Origin of the sequence: Devosia neptuniae, assembly GCF_025452235.1 — a bacterium.
Classification (GTDB): Bacteria; Pseudomonadota; Alphaproteobacteria; order Rhizobiales; family Devosiaceae; genus Devosia.
In genome coordinates, this window is record NZ_CP104965.1 from 2388169 (window position 1) to 2406045 (window position 17877).

The window sequence follows — 17877 nt, forward strand, 5'->3', positions numbered from 1 at the left end:
CCGATGCGAGCGAGCGGCTTTCCATTCCTCGTGCCCATGCTGGCATTGTCGGTGGCGTTCTTCGCACTGCCGCTCGCTCTGCTCGTCGCCTATAGCTTTGCCGGCGAGACCGGACCGTCGCTGGAGAACTATGCCAAGTTCCTCGGCGACCCCTTCAACTTCCGCGTCCTGCTCAATACGGCCCGTCTCGGTTTGGAGACGGTGCTGGGCACCACCTTGCTGGGCATCCCGATTGCCCTGCTGTTCTGGCATAGCGGCCCGCGCATGCGACAAGCCATCGTCTTCCTGACCCTGATCCCCATGCTGACCAGCAATGTGGTGCGCACCTTCGCCTGGATCGTCATTCTCGGGCGGCAGGGGCCGATCAGCGAGAGCCTGATGTCGCTCGGGCTGACTGGTGGCCCGATTAGCCTAATGTTCACCGAGCTGGGCCTCGTGCTGGCCATGACGCAGATCGATCTGCCGCTGATCATCCTGCCGCTGGTCGCCATCCTCTCCCGCCTGCCGCGCAATCTGACCGAGGCCGCGGAAGTATCGGGCGCCGGTCCATGGCGGGTTTTCGTCACCGTGCTCCTGCCGCTCATGCTGCCGGCGCTGCTGGCCGGCTGGATCCTGGTTTATGCCAGCACCAGCGCCTCTTTCGTCACCCAGGCGGTGATCGGGGGCGCCCGCAATGTCTATGTGCCGCAACTGATCTATCGCGAGGTCGGCACGCTGTTCGATTGGCCCCTGGCCTCAGCCATTGCCGTCGTCCTGCTTTTCACCACCGGCATTCTCCTGCTGGTCCTCAGCATGCTGTCCTGTCACCGGAGGCTTGTCGGTCATGGCTAAACGCCCAACCAATCCGCTGCCCGAGTGGCTCTACAAAATATTCGTGTTCGGCCTCGGCACGCTGTGCCTGATGTTCCTCATCGCGCCGATCGTGCTGGCCCTGGTCATGTCCTTTACCGGCGGGCAGACGCTGAAATTCCCCCCGGAAGGCTTTTCGCTGCGCTGGTACGAAGCCCTGCTCGATCCAGTCCGCTCCGCCACCGAGCATATCGCCGCCTTCAACTCGCTCAAGATCGCGGCGCTGGCCGTGTTCGGCGCGCTGCTGTTCGCGGTGCCCGCCGCCATCGGTGCGAGCCGGGTTCGTCGCAACACGGCCAATGCGGTCGAGCCGCTACTGCTGTCGCCCCTTGTGTTGCCGAGCCTGGTCTATGGCCTGGCTGCGCTGATCGTCGCCAATCTCATCGGCATCCGGCCGTCGCTCTGGCTCACCATAGCGGGCCATATCGTGGTGTTCGGCCCGCTGATGTACCGCTCCGTCGCGGTGGTGGCGCAAGGGCTCGATCCGTCGCTCGAAGAGGCGTCGACCCTGATGGGCGCGAGCTGGCTCACCACGCTGCGCCGCGTCACCCTGCCCCTGCTGTTGCCGGGCATTCTGGCCGGGGCGTTTCTGGTTTTCATCCAGTCGCTCGACAATGTCTCGATCTCGCTCTTCCTCGCCGACCCCTCAACCACCGTGCTGCCGCTGCGCATGTTCGCGCTGATCGAGGAAGGGCTCGACGTCCGCGTCGCCGCCATGTCCGGCATTCTCATCACCGTGGTGCTGATCGGCCTGCTCATTGGCCGCCGCGCCCTCGGCAGATCCCAAACCTCATAGCCAACGCGCTGCGGCGCCTCCCAACAAGGAACCCAAAATGAACGTCCACGCCCCTGCCGGCACCCGCCGGATCGAAGAACTGTTGTCCGATTTCCAGCCGAACTTCGATTTCAAGGCCCCGCTGCCGCTGCCCTTGGAGGAATACGAGGAGCGCCTGCGCCGCATTCGCCGCGAGGCCGTCCTCGCCGGGCACGACGCTTTAGTCATCCACACCGACATGGTGGGCTGGTTCCACACCTCGAACGCCTATCTGCGCTATGTCTGCGATTGGATGCGCGAGGGCGTGCTGATCATTCCGACCGACAGCGACAAGCCGATCACGCTGCTCTCCTTCTTCACCCAGGCGGTGATCCTGCCGCCGGGCGGCGAGCCCATGCTGGTGGAAGACATCTGGCAGATCGGCGCCATCGGCCGCGAATATGCCGACCGGCCGGGCTCGTCAGTGGCCCTCACCGCCGAGCACTGCGCCAATCTCCTCGCCAAACTGGGCCTCTCCAAGGGCCAGATCGGGCGCCTGGGCGATCGCACTTCACTCGAATTCTGGCGCTATCTCGAAGACGCTATGCCCTCGGCCAAATTTGTCGGCGACAATGCCATCATCGACCGCATGCAGAAGCTGCGCAGCCCGCGTGAAGTGGAAATGTTCCGCGCCGCCGCCCAGCTCATCAGCATCGGCACCCAGGCCGCCTATCACGTCACTCGCCCTGGCGTGACCGATGTCGAAATCTACGCCGCCTTCAGCCTGGCGCAGCTCGCCCGTGGCGGGGAAACCGGCGATGGGTACCAGATCGGCATCAACGAATATGGCACCCATTGCGGCAAGCCCTATGGGCATGTCGTCCGGCCCGGCGACCTGATCAATCTCTATATCTCCAACGTCACCTATCGCGGCTACACGGCCCAGACCGCCCGCATGATCGCCGTCGGTGACATCACTGCCCGCCAGGAAAAGGTACTCACCGCCTGCACCGAAGGCGTCAAGCGCGCCGAACAGCTGATCCGCCCGGGCACGCTGATCAGTGAGGTCAACAATGCTGCTTTCTCGTCCTATATTGACCATGGCCTGCTGAGCGCACCCGACGCCCGCACCATGCCCTATAATTGGAGCCCGGCTGACGATGGCGGCCCGCGCCTGCTGCCGCGCCAATATGTGCCGGACGCCGATTGGGAAGCGCAGGGCCGCAAGCTCATGCATGTCTATCCGGCCACCCATGGTCCGCATAACCCCAATCTAGGCCATTCCGTCGGTATGGCCGGGGCGCAGAACAGCTTCAACGTCTCCTCGCACAATTTCGACCGGCTGGAGGAAGGCATGATCTTCGTGCTGCACACCCAATGGCTCGAAGCCCAGTCCGCCGGCTGCAATATCGGCGATTGCTATCTCGTCACCAAAGACGGCTTCGAAAACCTCAGCCGCCACACCCCACTCGAAACGCATCGGATCGCCGCCTGATGGATCAACTGGCCGACACGCATACCCATTTCGATTTTGCCGCGCTCGACGCGCGGCAGAGATATAAGCTCTTGATCGGCACCGTCATCCCGCGCCCGATCGCTCTCATCACCACGCTCGGCCTTGATGGAAAAGCCAATGCCGGCCCTTTCAGCTTCTTCAATGTGCTCACGCATGATCCGGCCATCGTCGCCATCGGCGTCGAGAATTATTCGGACATGAGCTTCAAGGACACGGCCCGTAATATCCGCGAAACGGGCGAATTCACCGTGCACATCGTCGACCAGGCCCTGGCGGCACAGATGGAAATCTGCGCCATCAAATTCGGCCCCGAGATAGACGAACTCGCCGAAGCCGGACTCGCAACGACCCCCGGCCAAATGGTGCGCAGCCCGCGCATTCTAGCCGCACCAGCCGCCCTCGAATGCCGCCGCTACATGACCCTGGAAGTCGGCAAGGCCCGCGAGATCATCCTGGGCGAAGTCGTCGGCCTCTATGTCCGCTCCGACGCCGTCGATCCCACAAACCTGCATATCGACCAGCACGCCATGGACGCCATCGGCCGCCTCGGCGGCCACAGCTATACCCGCACGCAGGATCAGTTCGAAGTCAAAACACCAAGTGTGGCAGAGTGGGAGAATGGCAAACCCGAGGCCGGCTAATACGGCCCGAGCCACCCGCGAATAACCCTGCATTTATAGAGCAAAGAAAAGCTCAATGAATGCAGCGAGGTGCCCCATTCCGGCCGTTCAGATCGCCCCTCGCAATTTCCTGAAAGCTGCCGTTCGACTCAGGCGTTGGATCGACATCGTGACCTGCAGCCTCTCAGTTCCCAGCGATAACTCGTTCAGCTAGTCGCGGCGGATGCTACCTATGAATCTCGGTGGCGTTGCTGTGATTTCGACAAAAATGTCAACCGAGCTTTCGATCGCAGTACCTCGAATTCTTCGATTTGCATTTGGATTTATGGCCGATACAACAAGGCGTGAGTGGCAAGGATTGCTTGGCACTCGATTTCATTTGCCGGAAAAAGTTTAGATCGGATGGTCATCCCGATCCTCGCGTAAGCGAGACTTGTCGCTCTTGAGCGGACCCATGGCGTCTTTTGCTCGATCCTTCCGGATCGGGTACAGGCGCATGGTGTTCGTGGGTGATCACGACGTCCTCCGCCTGTCAGCGCGGAGAACACAATGTCCAATATCCAGCACAATAGCGCTTCCCAATCCAGTCTGTCCGTCGAAGTGGATGGCACGGCAATCTATGCCGAGACCATTATCGGCGGCGGCACCAGAATTGGCGGTGAAACGCCAATCCGGCCCCGGCGCGTACCGCGTTTTATAGCCGTAGTCATGGCGGTTGCCGTGCTGGGGTCGGCCTTCTATGCCATCATGTCCTGGCGCGATGCCCGCGCCGCCGCCGCAGCCGCGGCTTCCGCCTGGGCCCCGGCGCCCGTTCAGGTCTCGGCGGTCGAGCTGGCGTTCGAAAATCTGCCGCTGAGCATCGCGGCTATCGGCTCACTGCAGGCCGCCGACGAAATCGTGCTGGCGCCCGAAGTGGGGGGCCGCATCAGCCAGATCAATTTCGAATCCGGTGAAACGGTGGATGCCGGCACGGTGCTCGTCGCCCTGGATGACAAGACGGAGCAAGCCGAACTGCTGGCCGCCCAGGCGCGCTCCCGCTTCGCCGATCTGCAACTCGAACGCTCGCAGCGCCTCGCGCCATCGGGCACCGAATCCCGCCAGGCCTTGCAGCAGCGCGAAGTTGAGGCCGAGCAGGCGCGGGCCGATGTCGCCATCATCGACGCCCGCATCGCCCAAAGGAACATCACCGCGCCCTTTGCCGGGGTTATCGGCCTGCGCCAGGTTGCGCCCGGTGCCTTCGTCACCGCCGGGCAGAGCATTGCCACGCTGACCGCCATCGACACGCTGCACGTCGATTTCAGCGTGCCGCAACGCGACCTGCCCAAGCTGGATATCGGCGCCACGGTCAGGGTCACGATCGACGTGTTCCCCGATCAGGACTTCACCGCCACCGTCACGGCGATCGACCCCGTGATCTCCGCGCAAACCCGCAATGTGACCGTGCAGGCCACGCTGGACAATGCCGACGGCACGCTGCGGCCCGGCATGTTCGCCAATGTGTCGGTGTCATTGCCGTCCAAGCCCGACACCATCCTGGTGCCCGGAACCGCCATCCAGCAAAGCGCTTCGGGCGATGTGGCCTATCTCGTGCGGGACGGCGTGGCGGCCATCGTGCCGGTCACGGTCGGAACCCGGCTGGATGGCCGGGTCGAGGTCATTTCCGGCCTGGCGCCCGGCGATGTGCTGATCACCGAGGGACAGTTGCGTGTCGCGCCGGGCGCCGCCGTCACCATCGCCGATCCCAATGCTCCCGCTGCTGCACCCGCCTGGTAGGTCCCCATGTCCTTTACTGATATTTTTATCCGCCGGCCCATCCTGTCGGTGGTGGTCAGCCTGTTGATCCTGCTGGTCGGCGGCATCGGCCTGTTCTCGCTTCCCATCCGGCAATATCCGAACCTGGAAAGCGCGACGATCACCATCAATACCGCATTTCCGGGGGCAACCCAGGAGGTGATGCAGGGCTTTGTCACCAGCCAGATCGCCCAATCGATCGCCACCGCCAGCGGTATCGAATATCTGCAATCGACCTCGACCACGGGGCTGAGCAGCATCAAGGCCAAGCTGGTGCTGAATGCCGATGCCGACCGCGCCATGACCGAAATCCTGGCCAAGGTGCAGCAGATCAAATATCTGCTGCCCGTAGGCGTGTCCGATCCGATGATCACCAAGATCACCGACGGCGCCTCGGCGGTGCAGTATATCTCGTTTACCAGCACCACGATGACGGTGCCGCAGATCACCGACTACATCACCCGCGTCGCCCAGCCGCTGTTCACCTCGATCAACGGGGTGGCCTCGGCGCCACTGGCCGGCGCCCAGCAACTGGCTTTGCGCATCTGGATCGATCCGGATGCGCTGTCGGCCCGCGACCTGACCGCCGGCGACGTGGTTGCGGCGCTGCGCGCCAACAATGTTCAGGCCGCTCCCGGCGTGTTGCGGTCCGGCCAGACGGTCACCAACATCACCGCTTCGACCGATCTGACCAATATTGACGACTTCCGCCAGATGGTCATCAAGAGCGGCGCTGGCGGGCTGGTACGTCTCTCCGATATCGCCACGCTGGAAATCGGCGGCCAGAGCTACGATACCGGCGCCCGCTACAATGGCGAGCGATCGGTGGTGGTCGAGGTCTATCCCACCCCTGAGGGCAATCCGCTCGATATCGTGGCCGCGGCCGAACAAGTCATCGAGGATATCCAGGCGACCGCGCCTCCGGGACTGAAAATAGCCAATGCCTTCGACATCGCCCATTTCGTCCACGCCTCGATTTCCGAGGTCGAACACACCCTGGTCGAGGCGGTGATCATCGTCGTGGTGGTGATCTTCCTGTTCCTGGGCTCGATGCGCGCGGTGATCATTCCGGTGATCACCATTCCGCTCTCACTCATCGGCACGGCGGCGCTGATGCTCGCATTCGGCTTCTCGATCAATCTGCTGACACTGTTGGCCATGGTGCTGGCCATTGGCCTTGTCGTCGACGATGCCATCGTGGTGGTGGAGAATATTCACCGCCATATCGTGGACGGCAAAACCCCGGTCGAAGCCGCCATTATCGGCGCCCGCGAGATCGTGGGGCCGGTCATCGCCATGACCGTCACGCTGGCCGCGGTCTATGCGCCGATCGGCATGATGGGCGGTCTCACCGGGGGGCTGTTCCGCGAATTCGCCTTCACCCTGGCCGGTTCGGTCGTGGTGTCGGGCGTGGTGGCGCTGACCCTGTCGCCGATGATGACCGCGCTCCTGATCAACCGCAAGGTCACCGAAGGCCGGCTCTCGCTGGCCGTCGAACACTTTTTCGAAAAGGTCGCCCGCGGCTATGCGGCTCTGCTCGGTCACAGCCTCAATCACCGTTGGGCGGTATTGGCGGGCGCAGTAATGGTCTTTGCAGCGACGGTCGTGTTCTTCACCCAGAGCCAGAGCGAAATGGCGCCGCCGGAGGACCAGGGCGTGGTGTTTACCGCGGCTCGGGCGCCGCAATATGCCAGCCTCGATTATACCGCCGCTGCGACAAGGCAAGTTGACGCGATCTTCTCGCGCCTGCCGGAATTCGGCTCCAGCTTCTTCGTCGATGGCATTGATGGGCAGAACAATTCCTTCGGCGGGGTGGTTTTGAAGGACTGGGCCGAACGGGATCGCAATTCGGATGAAGTACAGGGGCAGTTGTTCGGCGAGTCTGCCGGCATTCTGAGCGCTTCAATCACCGCGTTCCAGCCATCGGCGCTACCGGCGGCCAGCGCGGGCCTGCCGTTCCAGCTCGTGCTGCGCTCGACCGCCGGATACGACGCGATCTTCGAGCAGATGGAAACGTTGAAATGGGCGGCGTGGCAAAGTGGCCTCTTCGCCTGGGTCGAGACGGATCTGGCGTTCGATAGTCCGTCCACCAATATCGCCATCGATACCGCCAAGGCTGGTGAATTGGGGGTCAGCATGCAGACCACCGCCGACACGCTGGCCGCCCTGGTGGGTGGCAATTACGTCAACCGGTTCAATTATTATGACCGTTCCTACGACGTCATACCGCAGGTGGCGGCCAAGGACCGGGTGACGCCGGAAGACCTGGGCTCCTATCACGTCCGCACCGCATCGGGGACGACGGTGCCGCTATCGACCATCGTCACCAGCACGGCAAGCGTGCAGGCCAATCGTCTGGGCCAGTTCAACCAGATGAATGCCGCAACCCTGTCTGCCGTGCTGCTGCCTGGGGCCACCATGGGCCAGGCTGTCGACTATATGCAGTCCCAGCCGCTGGCGCCCGGCATGAGCATCGACTGGCTGGCCGACAGCCGGCAGTTCGTCGCCGAAGGCAGCCAGCTGACCGTCGCTTTCGGCTTTGCCCTCGTGGTGATCTTTCTCGTGCTTGCCGCCCAATATGAGAGCTTCCGCGACCCCTTCGTCATCCTGCTGACGGTGCCGCTGGCGCTGAGTGGAGCCCTGGTGCCGCTCTATCTGGGCTTCACCACGATCAACATCTACACCCAGATCGGGCTGGTGACATTGATCGGACTGATCTCCAAGCACGGCATCCTGATGGTGGCCTTTGCCAATGAAATCCAGGTAAGCAAGGGCTATGACAGGCGCGCGGCAATCATCGAGGCATCTGCGGTGCGCATGCGCCCCATCCTGATGACCACGGCGGCCATGGTCACCGGCCTCGTGCCCCTGCTGATGGCCGACGGCGCCGGTTCGGCAAGCCGGTTTGCCATCGGCATCGTCGTGGTGATGGGCATGCTGGTGGGCACGCTCTTCACCCTGTTCATGCTACCCACCTTCTACGTGCTGCTGGCCAAGGACCACCGCAAGGCGAGCAAGCGGACCGGCACGGGCTTGGTGCCTGCGCCCGGCCAATAACCTGACGCATGATGGCGGCAGCGAGGATTACCTTCGCTGCCCATTTCCCCACGACGATCCGCGCCTCTGCCCGCCGCCACCGCTCGTGCTACTACAAAAGCCCTGGTGGCAGATGGCCATGAACTACGTGGCACTCAACGTCGCTGTCGGCAGCGGCATACCTTCAGCGCAATAAATGGCACGAGGCAGGATCTAAACAGCAAATGTCCGTTCCATTTGGACAAGGAGATCGCCCGCGGCCTCGCTGCTATGCGGGTTTGCGTCCCGCGGCCGACAGAAAGTTACTGCCTGCTGGCCACCGATCATTGGGAACCCGTCTGCAGAGCCCGCGACTTAAGTCTGTTGGCGCGACATTCGCTGGCCGCATCCCACCGTAAAGCCGACCGCCCCAAGGGCCCAAACGCCCGAGCTCGGCGTCAGACCCGCAGTAGAACTTGCAGCGACCATGGCCTTGGACCTGGTTGAGTTCGACTAGTTTAAGGTCTGCTGCCGCGGTCTAGCCGCCGAAAGCTGCCAGTCTGCTGCCGGCCCCTTTGCTGCAGTTCACCCTGTGGAAACTGCGTTGACTTGCCTTTGGAATGACCTCAGGCCGCCCGTCGTATTGGCTCGTGCGACCGTTGGCGCGACAATGCTAGTCAGGTCGCCGCAGCAGGCCTCAGAAACGCTGTCGACATGTCCGAAGCTGGGAGGAGTAACGATATCAAGCGTTGGAGGTGGAACTGCAGGAAGCTCTGTAGGGACGCATCTTTGCTAAATGCCGAGAAATGGCATCGCGTTCAGCACCGGGCCCCATCCGCGCTTAGCCAATTTTGGTGAGCCAAATGACTGCGAACATTGAGCCACTCCAATGGCAAAAATGCCAAACCTATCGAGCGATAACAGGAGGATCGGCGCTTAGTAGATCCGCATTTGCAGGCGCATGACGATGTCCGAGCCCAGGCGCTGGAAGCCGTATTCGCGCATGGTGCAGGTCCAGCCTTCGCCGGATTTTTCGATGCGGAACAGATTGTAGCGTGCCGGGTCGTCCAGTGTGCCGCCCTGGGCGGCGCTGGCTGCGGCGACGCCGACCACCGGCACTTCGTGGTTCTTGCCGGGAATGGAGTGGATCGAGGAGCGGTGGGTGTGCCCGTGCAGGATCAACTCGGCGCCGTGTTCGGCAATGACCTGGCGGAACAGCTTGTGTCCCTTGAGCCCGAATGAGGGATGCTGGAGTTCGGCATTGGGCGGGTGATGGATCAGCACGGTGCGGAAATAACCCGCATCGCCCATAGCCTTCAAAATCCGCCCCAGCCGGTCAGCCTGCTTTTCGTCGAACCGGCCGATGGCCAGGAAGGGCCGGGTTGGCACGGCGCTCGAGCAGGAAATGATCGCGAGCTCGCCCACGCGGCGAACGAAGGGGAAGGCCGCGCTATCCAGCGTCTCGCCCTTAAGGTAATCGCCCCAATCCTTTTGGGCGGTTTCGAGCGCGCCGGGCACATAGGCGTCGTGATTGCCGGGGCAAACGGCGATGCGTTCCGGGCTGCCCAAAGCTCGCAGCCAGTCGCCGGCGCGGGCCACTTCGCTGTCGAGCGCCAGATTGGTCATATCGCCCGTCACTGCCGTAAAATCGGCATTCTGGCCCTGCATGTGGGCTACAAGGCGCGCCAGCGTCTCGCTATTGAGTTCGCCATGCCGCTTGAGCTTCCAGTTGAGGAAGCCGGTCAGCCGCTTGCCAAGCAGATCGCGCAGGGCGACCTCGGGCATGGGCGAAAGATGGATGTCGGAGATGTGGGCAAGGGTGATCATCAGGGGCGTAATGCCAGAAGGAAAGGGGCAAGAAAACGGACAATCGCCCGTAACGTCAATTTTGTCGTCATCAAAGCTCTGCTACCGATAGGGCGTAAACGGAGCCAGCCATGCAGATGAATCGATTCCAGCAGGTGCGCGCCAAGGTCTTCCTGACGCTCAAGGGGCTTTGGCACAGGATGACTATAGGCGCGCGCATCATGCTGGTGGATGGGGACAAGGTGTTCCTGATCCGCCATACCTATGTGCCGGGCTGGCAGTTCCCCGGCGGCGGTGTCGATCCCGGCGAAACCATGGAGGCGGCGGCCCGGCGCGAAGCGCTGGAAGAAACCGGCTATCGGGTCACCGGGCCGATCGAGCTGTTCGGCATCTATCACAATGCCAGCCCCGTGACCGATCGTGACCATGTGGCCTTCTATGTCGCCAAGAACCATGTGCTGGAGCGCGCGTTCAAGCCCAATCACGAGATCGCCGAAGCCGGCTGGTTTGACCGCAAGGCATTGCCGCAGGGGGTTACGCCAGCGACCTCGCAGCGGATTGATGAATATTTTGATGGGCAACCGAAGCGGGAGATTTGGGGGTATTGAGGGGCCGTTCTTTCCTTCTCCCCTCGTGGGAGAAGGTGCCCCGAAGGGCGGATGAGGGGGTGCTTCCATAGGCACTAGAGCATGGGATGGCGCAAACCCTCACCCTGACCTTCCGCTGAACGCGTCAGGTCCGTCCCTCTCCCACAAGGGAGAGGGTAGAAAGCGCAGGCGCTCACTTTAAAAACGGCAGCTCCGGCCCAACCGGGATAATCCGCGTCGGATTAATCGTGATGTGGCTCCAGTAGTAATGCGTGCGGATGTGGTCGAAATCGACCGTTTCCTTCACACCGGGAACCTCGTACAGCGCCTTGAGATAGTGGCTGAGATTGGGGTAATCGGCGATGCGTTTGCGGTTGCATTTGAAGTGGCCAACATAGACCGCGTCGAACCGCACCAGCGTCGTAAACAGCCGCCAATCGGCTTCGGTGATGGTCTCGCCGGTGAGATAAGCGGTTTCGCCCAATAGACCTTCCACCCAGTCCAGTGCGTCGAACAGCTTGGCGACGGCCTCGTCATAGGCCTCCTGCCTGGTGGCAAAGCCGGCCTTGTAGACGCCATTGTTGATGTCGTCATAGACGCGGGCATTGATGGCGTCGATCTGCGGGCGCAGGGCCTCGGGGTAATAATCGTCCGTATTGCCGGTCAGCTCGTCGAAGGCCGAGTTGAACATGCGGATGATTTCCGAGCTTTCATTGGAGACGATGGTGCCGGTCTGCTTGTCCCACAGCACGGGCACGGTGACGCGGCCGGTATAGTCCGGCACGGCCTGAGTGTAGACCTGCCACAGGAAGTCCTTGCCGAGCAGGTCATCGCCGGTCGAGCCTTCGTCGGTCAGAAAGCTCCAGCCAGTTTCGTCGGGCATTTTGGGCGAGACGACCGACACCGAGATCAGGTCTTCCAGATTCTTGAGCTTGCGGACGATCAGTGTGCGATGTGCCCAAGGGCAGGCCAGCGACACATAGAGGTGATAGCGCCCGGCCTCGGCCTTGAACCCGCCTGTGCCCGATGGGCCGGCGCTGCCGTCAGCAGTGATCCAGTTGCGGAAGCCCGCCTGGCTGCGCTCGAATTTGCCGCCCGTCTTTTTGGTGTCGTACCATTGGGTGGACCATTTACCGTCGATCAGTTGTCCCACGATCGAACCCTTTCCGTCATGTTGTCGTCTCGTTTGCAGGTCTAAGTCCGGCAAGCCGAATACGTTGCCATTCACATAGACCGGCGCGGCGGGAAGGATAAGAACTCAATGGCGTGACGAACCGTTGTGCATATCGAACACAGCGCCCGCCGAAGGTCTTGATTTTCTTCGGTGCTGCAATACCTTTCTGTTTACGCGAGGCCCCCATGGTGCTAATGCGATTTTCAGGCGTGGAGGCGCCCAGGATGGTAAAGGTTTTGCTGGTGACACGACGACCGTAAGCGGTCTTTTGAAGCGGTGCCCTGTTGCGGCGCCGGGTTTGTCCTACGCATTCCATCCTGGATAATGTCATGAGCCTTCTATCTGCGCCTTCGGCTGCGGCCGCTGCTGTCTCCGCTTCGCCCATTCACGCGCCCACCGTTCGCTACGCAAATGCCGCCGATGATGCTTTCATCGAGGAATTGCAGGCTATTGCCTTTGGCCCGGGCCGGTTTGCCCGCACCGCATTTCGCATCCGCGAGCGGTTTCCGATCGACAAGAGCCTGAGCCTGGTTGCCGAGGTCGATGGCACGCCTTGCGGCTCGGTTTGGATGACCCCGATCAGCATTGGCGGCATCAATGGCTGGATGCTCGGCCCGCTGGCTACCCATCCCAATTTCCGCAAGCTCGGCGCCGGCAAGCTGCTCGCCCGCGAAGTCACCAAGCGCGCTTTGGCGCGGGGCGATGGCCAGTTCGTCATGCTGGTGGGCGACCGCGACTATTATTGCCCGCTGGGCTGGGAGCCCACCACTTTGGGCGCCATCCAGTTTCCGGGCCCGGTCGATCCGACCCGCGTGCTGGTCTATGCCGATGATAAATCGCTGGCCACGACGCTCAGCGGTTCGATCGCGGCGTTCCAGCGATAAAAGGGATGCAGGGGCGGGCAGGCTCGCTTAAGCTCCGCATTCCGATTTGAATTGCTGGTGCCTCTTGTCGCTGGACGCCTCCGTCATCGATCAACTTGCCGCGCGGCTGCTGGCTGCCCCGCCTGCTCTGCCAGGTGGCGAACAGCTGGTGCCCGATTGGCTGCCAGAGCGGGCCTTCGATCGCCCGCCCGTGCCGGCGGCGGTGCTGATCGCGCTGATTCGGCGGCCCGAGGGCTATACCGTGCTTTATACCGAGCGCTCGCCGGATCTGCGGGCGCATTCGGGTCAGGTGGCGTTTCCCGGCGGCAAGGTGGATGCCGCCGACGCCGATGTCGGAGCCGCGGCTTTGCGCGAGGCCTATGAAGAGGTCGGCATGCGGCGCCAGGATGCGCGCATTCTGGGCTTCATGCCCACCTATTTCACCGGGACCAATTACCTGATCACGCCGGTCGTTGCCGAGGTCGAGCCCAGCGGCCCCTTCGTGCCCAATCCGGGCGAGGTGCATTCGGTGTTCGAAGTGCCGCTGCAGCGGATTCTGGACACCGAGAGCTATGGCCGGTTCCGCATCAAGCGGAATGGGCGGGAGCACAGCACCTGGCAGATCGACCATGATGGCCACACAATCTGGGGCATTACTGCCAATCTGACCCGCCAGTTCCGCGATCTGGCGCTGGGCGAGGTCGCGCTATGAAGCCGGAAGAACGGCTGGCCGCGGCCGAATGGCTCCTGCGTCCTGAAACACAGGCGATTTTTGCTGCACTCGATGGCGACAAGGGCCGCACCCGCGCCGTTGGCGGTGTGGTGCGCGACACGCTGCTGGCCCGCGAGCGGGATAATCCCGATATTGATCTGGCGACCGTACTCACGCCCGATGAAGTCATTGCGCGGGCCAAGGCCAATGGCATTGCCCACTATCCCACCGGCATCGACCACGGCACGGTGACCCTCAAACTGGGTGAGACCCTGGCCGAGGTCACGACGCTGCGCCGGGATGTGGAAACCGATGGCCGCCATGCCGTGGTGGCCTTTGGCACTGATTGGGCCGAGGACGCCGCCCGCCGCGATTTCACGCTCAATGCGCTCTATTGCGAGGCGGATGGCACTCTGTTCGACCCATTGGGCGGCATTAATGACGCGCTCAATGGCCGGGTGCGTTTCATCGGCGACGCCGCGACGCGCATCGCGGAAGATAGCTTGCGCGTCTATCGCTTCTTCCGCTTTTCAGCCAGCCATGGCGGCGAAAAGTTCGACCCCGATGGGCTGGCGGCCTGTGCCGCTGCGGTCGGGCAATTGGGCCATCTGTCGGCCGAGCGGGTCGGCAGCGAAATCATGCGCATGCTGGCTTTGCCCGATATCGCGCTGACCTTGGGCGCCATGGCAGCCATCGGGCTGATTGAGATCGACGCCGATCGGGTCAAAACACTGAAAGCCTATGAAACATTGGGCGGCTTTACCGCCGCCACCCGGCTTGCCGTTCTGATCGGCGACCGGCCCGCCGAAGTCGTTCAACAGCAATGGCGGCTCTCGAACGAGGTCATGCGAGCGGCCCAAACCGTGGCCGCCGCCGCTGAGATGGTCGAGCAGGACCGGCTGGATGAAGCTGCCTATCGATTTGGCGAGGTGGCCGTCGAAGGCCTGGCGCTGGCCGCAGCGCAAGGCGGCTGGAAGCCCGACCGACTGGCCGAGGCCGCTCGCTCGCTGGCCGCCGTGCAATTGGTGCCGTTTCCGATTTCGGGCAATGATCTGGCCGGCCTCGGCATCAAACCGGGGCCGGCTCTGGGCCAGGAACTGGCGCGCCTTGAGCGCATCTGGATCGACAGCGGCTTTGCCCTGGATCGGGAGGCGCTGCTGGCGCAGGCGAAAGTTTAGTGCTTGGTCGCCTTGGGCCCGTCGGTATCGACGATGCGCTCCTTGATGCGCTCGATCATTTCGGGGCGCACATCGGTTTCGCCATGCAGGGTCTTGAGATTTTCCACTGCGCGGCGCACCACTTCGGCTTCGCTTTCCGCCTCGGCATGCCAGGTGGAGCCGGGGATCAGTGAGCCCGAATCAAAGCGTTTCATCTGCATCTCCCTAGTTTGAGCAGTGGGAGGGAACGTGCAGGGCAGGGTAGGGTTCCAGGGTTTGTGCCACGACCTCGTCCTTCGACAAGCTCAGGATGAGGTCTACTGGGTATCCAGCACTCTATCAGTAGACCTCATGGTGAGCTTGTCGAACCACGAGGTCGTGGCACGACCCCTCAATCGTCGGCAAATTCGCCGATTTGGCTCAATCCTTCCAGCCATGTGCCGTCATCGTTCCGCACCACTTCGCGTGGCAACACGCCGCTTTCGGCGGCTATGGCGTCGGCCAGGTCGCGGGCATGGGTCACGACCCAGACCTGGCTGCGCTCCGCCGCCTTGACGATCAGTCGTGCCAGCATCGGGAGCAGGTTGGGATGGAGGCTGTTCTCCGGCTCGTTGAACGCGATGAAGGGCGGCAGCCGATAGGACAGTAGCGCCCCCGCCAGCGCCAGGAATTGCAGCGTCCCGTCCGACAGTTCGTGTGGCGCGAACACCCGCTTGGGCATTTCGGCGTAACGCATGCCGAAGCTGGCGAATTCGCCGACCTCGGGAATCACCAGTTCGGCACCGGGAAAAGCATCCTGGACTGCCCGGTCGAGATCGATGCGGTCGCCGCGAATATGGTGCAAAGTCGCCAGCACGGCGCCGAGATTGCTGCCGTCCGAAGCGAGTGAAGGCGCCGTCACCGCGCGAGAGGGACGGCGTAGTGCCGATTCCGCATCGGTGCGAAAGCCGTGGAAGAAGCGCCAAGCGACCAACGAATCCCGCACCAGCGCAACTTCCGAGCGCCCCGACAAGGCGGCCAGCGCCGTCTCGCTGGCCAAGATATCGTCATCAGCCAGCTCGCGTCGCCCCGCCGCGTCGCGCGCCCAGGCCATGCCGCCCTTGCGATCCATCAGGCTGACAGTCTTGCCGCGTTGCTGCCATTCAAGACTCTCGGCACGCACCTGGGCCTCGTTAGGAAAGGCGGCCGTCGCTTCCTTCGGGGCAAAGCCCACGTCAAGCCGATAGGTCGGATCGAAACTGCCGTCCCCCAGATCGGCAAAGCTCGCGGCCAGCCGCAGGCTGTTGCCCTCGCCCCTGCGATAACCGTCAGTGCGGTACATCGGCTCGAAACTGCCGTCTGGTGAAAGATTCTTCCCGCCGGCCCAGAAGATCGAGGCCAGCCCGCCTTCGCGCGCAATCTCGTCGGCCAGCGTGCCACGCGCTGCCGCTTGCAGCAGTTCCAGCGAGCGGTAGAGGTTGGTCTTGCCCACGCCATTGCCGCCCACCAGCACCGTCAACTGCCGCACCGGAAACCGGATCTTGCGGACCGAACGATAGCCGATGATCTCGACGGCGGAGAGCGTCATGTCACGGCCAGCGCACTTCGGGCGGCATGGAGGAGAGAATCGAGTTCACATTGCCCCCGGTCTTGAGGCCGAACATGGTGCCCCGATCGTAGAGCAGGTTGAATTCGACATAGCGCCCGCGCCGGATCAACTGTTCGTTGCGGTCGGCCTCGGTCCATGCGGTTTCGTAATTGCGGCGCACCAGTTCGGGGTAAATCCCGAGGAACGCTTCGCCCACCGCCTTGGTGAAATCGAAATCGGCGTCCCAATCACCCGAATTGAGCTGGTCGTAGAAAATGCCGCCAATGCCGCGATGTTCATTGCGATGGGGCAGGAAGAAATACTCGTCGCACCAGTCCTTGTAGCGCTGGTAATCGACGCCCGGCCGATCCGCACAGGCGGCGCGCATGGCGGCATGGAAATCGAGATTATCGCGATCGTCCTGCACGCGCCGGCGATCCAGCACGGGGGTCAAATCGGCGCCGCCGCCGAACCATTGCTTGCCGGTAACGATCATGCGCGTGTTCATATGCACCGCTGGAACATGGGGGTTCCAGGGGTGCACGATCAGCGAAATGCCCGAACTCCAGAACTGGGCGCCCGCCTCGGTGCCCGGCATCTGCTTGGCAAAATCGGCCGAGAATTCGCCATGGACGGTCGAGATATGCACGCCCGCCTTCTCGAAGACCCGGCCATGCAGCATGGACATTTCCCCGCCCCCGCCCGCGGCGCGATCCCAAGGGGTACGCTCGAATGTGCCGGGTGGCAGATGGCTATTGGGGCCGGTTACATCGGCCTCCAGCTGTTCAAAAGCGGCGCAAATCCGGTCGCGCAATGCGCGGAACCAGGCGGCAGCTATGGCTTTTTTATCGTCGATATCGGTCGGAACGGTCATGGTGGCAGTGGAATGAACCCTCATTTGAGCTCTGTAAACCCGTCGGTCTGTCTTTTTGCTTCGCCCAGTATAAGCGTTGCGGCCAACGCCACATTGATCGAGCGCAGGCCCTCGCGCATCGGAATGCGCACGCGCAGGTCCGCGACGTCGGCCACAGCGTCGGGCACTCCGGCGCTTTCGCGGCCCACCATCAGGATGTCATTGGCCTCGTATTGCGCCTCGTAGGCAGAAGTCGTGGCCTTGGTGGTCAGCAACACCAGCCGTCGCCCCTCGAAGTGCCGCCATTGCTCGAAAGCGGCAAAGCCGGTGTGCTCGCGCACGATGGCATGGTCGAGGTAGTCGAGCCCGGCACGGGCCAGCGATTTGGCCGAGAACGGGAAGCCGGTGGGGTGGATGATATGGATAGTCGTGCCCAGGCATGCGCCGAGCCGGATCAGCGTGCCGGTATTGTTGGCGATATCAGGCTGATAGAGGGCGAGTTCTACGGGCATGGGCTCCTCGGGCAGGGCGGTATCCCCGCCACGGATTTGGCACTTTAAGGCCTGCTGCGGCAATCGGGTTGGGAATAGTGTCGCAGTTGATCCATGTCATC

16 protein-coding genes are annotated in these 17877 nt (G+C 62.6%); 10 read left to right on the forward strand and 6 right to left on the reverse strand.

What is annotated here, in order from left to right; all coding sequences use genetic code 11:
- Positions 1-3: 3 nt before the first annotated feature.
- The 6 genes from N8A98_RS14475 to N8A98_RS14500 all read left to right on the forward strand — a co-directional run bounded on the left by N8A98_RS14475 (position 4) and on the right by N8A98_RS14500 (position 8587).
- A complete protein-coding gene (locus tag N8A98_RS14475; RefSeq protein ID WP_262166342.1) occupies positions 4-831 on the forward strand; it encodes an ABC transporter permease in 828 nt (275 codons plus the stop codon).
- Positions 824-1645: an ABC transporter permease gene (locus N8A98_RS14480; RefSeq protein ID WP_262166343.1), complete on the forward strand. Its 822-nt coding sequence runs from the start codon at positions 824-826 to the stop codon at positions 1643-1645. Before N8A98_RS14475 ends, N8A98_RS14480 begins: the two co-directional genes overlap by 8 nt.
- A 37-nt stretch (positions 1646-1682) precedes the next feature.
- A complete protein-coding gene (locus N8A98_RS14485) occupies positions 1683-3098 on the forward strand; it encodes a M24 family metallopeptidase (RefSeq protein ID WP_262166344.1) in 1416 nt (471 codons plus the stop codon).
- Positions 3098-3760, forward strand: a complete 663-nt coding sequence (locus tag N8A98_RS14490) for a flavin reductase family protein (protein ID WP_262166345.1) — start codon at positions 3098-3100, stop codon at positions 3758-3760. The genes N8A98_RS14485 and N8A98_RS14490 overlap by 1 nt, the downstream gene beginning before the upstream one ends.
- Positions 3761-4288: 528 nt before the next feature.
- Positions 4289-5512, forward strand: a complete 1224-nt coding sequence (locus N8A98_RS14495; protein WP_262166346.1) for an efflux RND transporter periplasmic adaptor subunit — start codon at positions 4289-4291, stop codon at positions 5510-5512.
- A 6-nt stretch (positions 5513-5518) separates the two neighbouring features.
- On the forward strand, positions 5519-8587 hold the full coding sequence (locus N8A98_RS14500; protein WP_262166347.1) for an efflux RND transporter permease subunit: 3069 nt from the start codon (positions 5519-5521) through the stop codon (positions 8585-8587).
- Positions 8588-9481: 894 nt separating this feature from the next.
- Here N8A98_RS14500 and N8A98_RS14505 read toward each other — a convergent pair.
- Complete coding sequence (locus N8A98_RS14505; RefSeq protein ID WP_262166348.1) at positions 9482-10372, reverse strand: metallophosphoesterase family protein; 891 nt, start codon at positions 10370-10372, stop codon at positions 9482-9484.
- 110 nt (positions 10373-10482) lie between these two features.
- Between N8A98_RS14505 and N8A98_RS14510 the strand changes: the two genes are divergently transcribed.
- Positions 10483-10959 carry an NUDIX domain-containing protein gene (locus N8A98_RS14510; protein WP_262166349.1) on the forward strand — a complete coding sequence of 159 codons (477 nt, stop codon included), beginning with the start codon at positions 10483-10485 and terminating at the stop codon, positions 10957-10959.
- 172 nt (positions 10960-11131) lie between these two features.
- On the opposite strand, the gene N8A98_RS14515 is transcribed toward N8A98_RS14510, so the two are convergent.
- Positions 11132-12091 carry a glutathione S-transferase family protein gene (locus tag N8A98_RS14515; RefSeq protein ID WP_262166350.1) on the reverse strand — a complete coding sequence of 320 codons (960 nt, stop codon included), beginning with the start codon at positions 12089-12091 and terminating at the stop codon, positions 11132-11134.
- A gap of 350 nt (positions 12092-12441) precedes the next feature.
- Here N8A98_RS14515 and N8A98_RS14520 point away from each other — a divergent pair, with 350 nt between their 5' ends.
- The 3 genes from N8A98_RS14520 (at position 12442) to N8A98_RS14530 (ending at position 14865) form a co-directional block, all read left to right on the forward strand.
- Positions 12442-12996, forward strand: coding sequence for a GNAT family N-acetyltransferase (locus tag N8A98_RS14520; RefSeq protein ID WP_262166351.1), 555 nt, complete (start codon positions 12442-12444; stop codon positions 12994-12996).
- Between the two features lie 64 nt (positions 12997-13060).
- Positions 13061-13687: a CoA pyrophosphatase gene (locus N8A98_RS14525; RefSeq protein WP_262166352.1), complete on the forward strand. Its 627-nt coding sequence runs from the start codon at positions 13061-13063 to the stop codon at positions 13685-13687.
- Positions 13684-14865 (forward strand): CCA tRNA nucleotidyltransferase, encoded by a 1182-nt coding sequence (locus tag N8A98_RS14530; RefSeq protein ID WP_262166354.1) that lies wholly within the window; start codon positions 13684-13686, stop codon positions 14863-14865. The genes N8A98_RS14525 and N8A98_RS14530 overlap by 4 nt, the downstream gene beginning before the upstream one ends.
- On the opposite strand, the gene N8A98_RS14535 is transcribed toward N8A98_RS14530, so the two are convergent.
- From N8A98_RS14535 to N8A98_RS14550, 4 genes are all read right to left on the reverse strand, one after another.
- Positions 14862-15059, reverse strand: coding sequence for a DUF1059 domain-containing protein (locus tag N8A98_RS14535; protein WP_113120946.1), 198 nt, complete (start codon positions 15057-15059; stop codon positions 14862-14864). The two genes, N8A98_RS14530 and N8A98_RS14535, sit on opposite strands and share 4 nt — an antisense overlap.
- A 176-nt stretch (positions 15060-15235) precedes the next feature.
- Positions 15236-16411: an AAA family ATPase gene (locus N8A98_RS14540; protein WP_262166356.1), complete on the reverse strand. Its 1176-nt coding sequence runs from the start codon at positions 16409-16411 to the stop codon at positions 15236-15238.
- A 1-nt stretch (position 16412) separates the two neighbouring features.
- Positions 16413-17309, reverse strand: a complete 897-nt coding sequence (gene hemF / locus N8A98_RS14545; RefSeq protein WP_262166357.1) for an oxygen-dependent coproporphyrinogen oxidase — start codon at positions 17307-17309, stop codon at positions 16413-16415.
- Positions 17306-17776 carry a tRNA (cytidine(34)-2'-O)-methyltransferase gene (locus tag N8A98_RS14550; RefSeq protein WP_262166359.1) on the reverse strand — a complete coding sequence of 157 codons (471 nt, stop codon included), beginning with the start codon at positions 17774-17776 and terminating at the stop codon, positions 17306-17308. The genes hemF and N8A98_RS14550 overlap by 4 nt, the downstream gene beginning before the upstream one ends.
- Between the last annotated feature and the right edge of the window lie 101 nt (positions 17777-17877).

Coding starts and splice junctions, on each gene's coding strand:
- hemF (WP_262166357.1), bottom strand. CDS start 17,309: ATGAGGGTTCATTCCACTGCCACCATGACCGTTCCGACCGATATCGAC.
- N8A98_RS14475 (WP_262166342.1), top strand. CDS start 4: ATGCGAGCGAGCGGCTTTCCATTCCTCGTGCCCATGCTGGCATTGTCG.
- N8A98_RS14520 (WP_262166351.1), top strand. CDS start 12,442: ATGAGCCTTCTATCTGCGCCTTCGGCTGCGGCCGCTGCTGTCTCCGCT.
- N8A98_RS14485 (WP_262166344.1), top strand. CDS start 1,683: ATGAACGTCCACGCCCCTGCCGGCACCCGCCGGATCGAAGAACTGTTG.
- N8A98_RS14490 (WP_262166345.1), top strand. CDS start 3,098: ATGGATCAACTGGCCGACACGCATACCCATTTCGATTTTGCCGCGCTC.
- N8A98_RS14500 (WP_262166347.1), top strand. CDS start 5,519: ATGTCCTTTACTGATATTTTTATCCGCCGGCCCATCCTGTCGGTGGTG.
- N8A98_RS14530 (WP_262166354.1), top strand. CDS start 13,684: ATGAAGCCGGAAGAACGGCTGGCCGCGGCCGAATGGCTCCTGCGTCCT.
- N8A98_RS14510 (WP_262166349.1), top strand. CDS start 10,483: ATGCAGATGAATCGATTCCAGCAGGTGCGCGCCAAGGTCTTCCTGACG.
- N8A98_RS14495 (WP_262166346.1), top strand. CDS start 4,289: ATGTCCAATATCCAGCACAATAGCGCTTCCCAATCCAGTCTGTCCGTC.
- N8A98_RS14480 (WP_262166343.1), top strand. CDS start 824: ATGGCTAAACGCCCAACCAATCCGCTGCCCGAGTGGCTCTACAAAATA.
- N8A98_RS14535 (WP_113120946.1), bottom strand. CDS start 15,059: ATGAAACGCTTTGATTCGGGCTCACTGATCCCCGGCTCCACCTGGCAT.
- N8A98_RS14505 (WP_262166348.1), bottom strand. CDS start 10,372: ATGATCACCCTTGCCCACATCTCCGACATCCATCTTTCGCCCATGCCC.
- N8A98_RS14540 (WP_262166356.1), bottom strand. CDS start 16,411: ATGACGCTCTCCGCCGTCGAGATCATCGGCTATCGTTCGGTCCGCAAG.
- N8A98_RS14550 (WP_262166359.1), bottom strand. CDS start 17,776: ATGCCCGTAGAACTCGCCCTCTATCAGCCTGATATCGCCAACAATACC.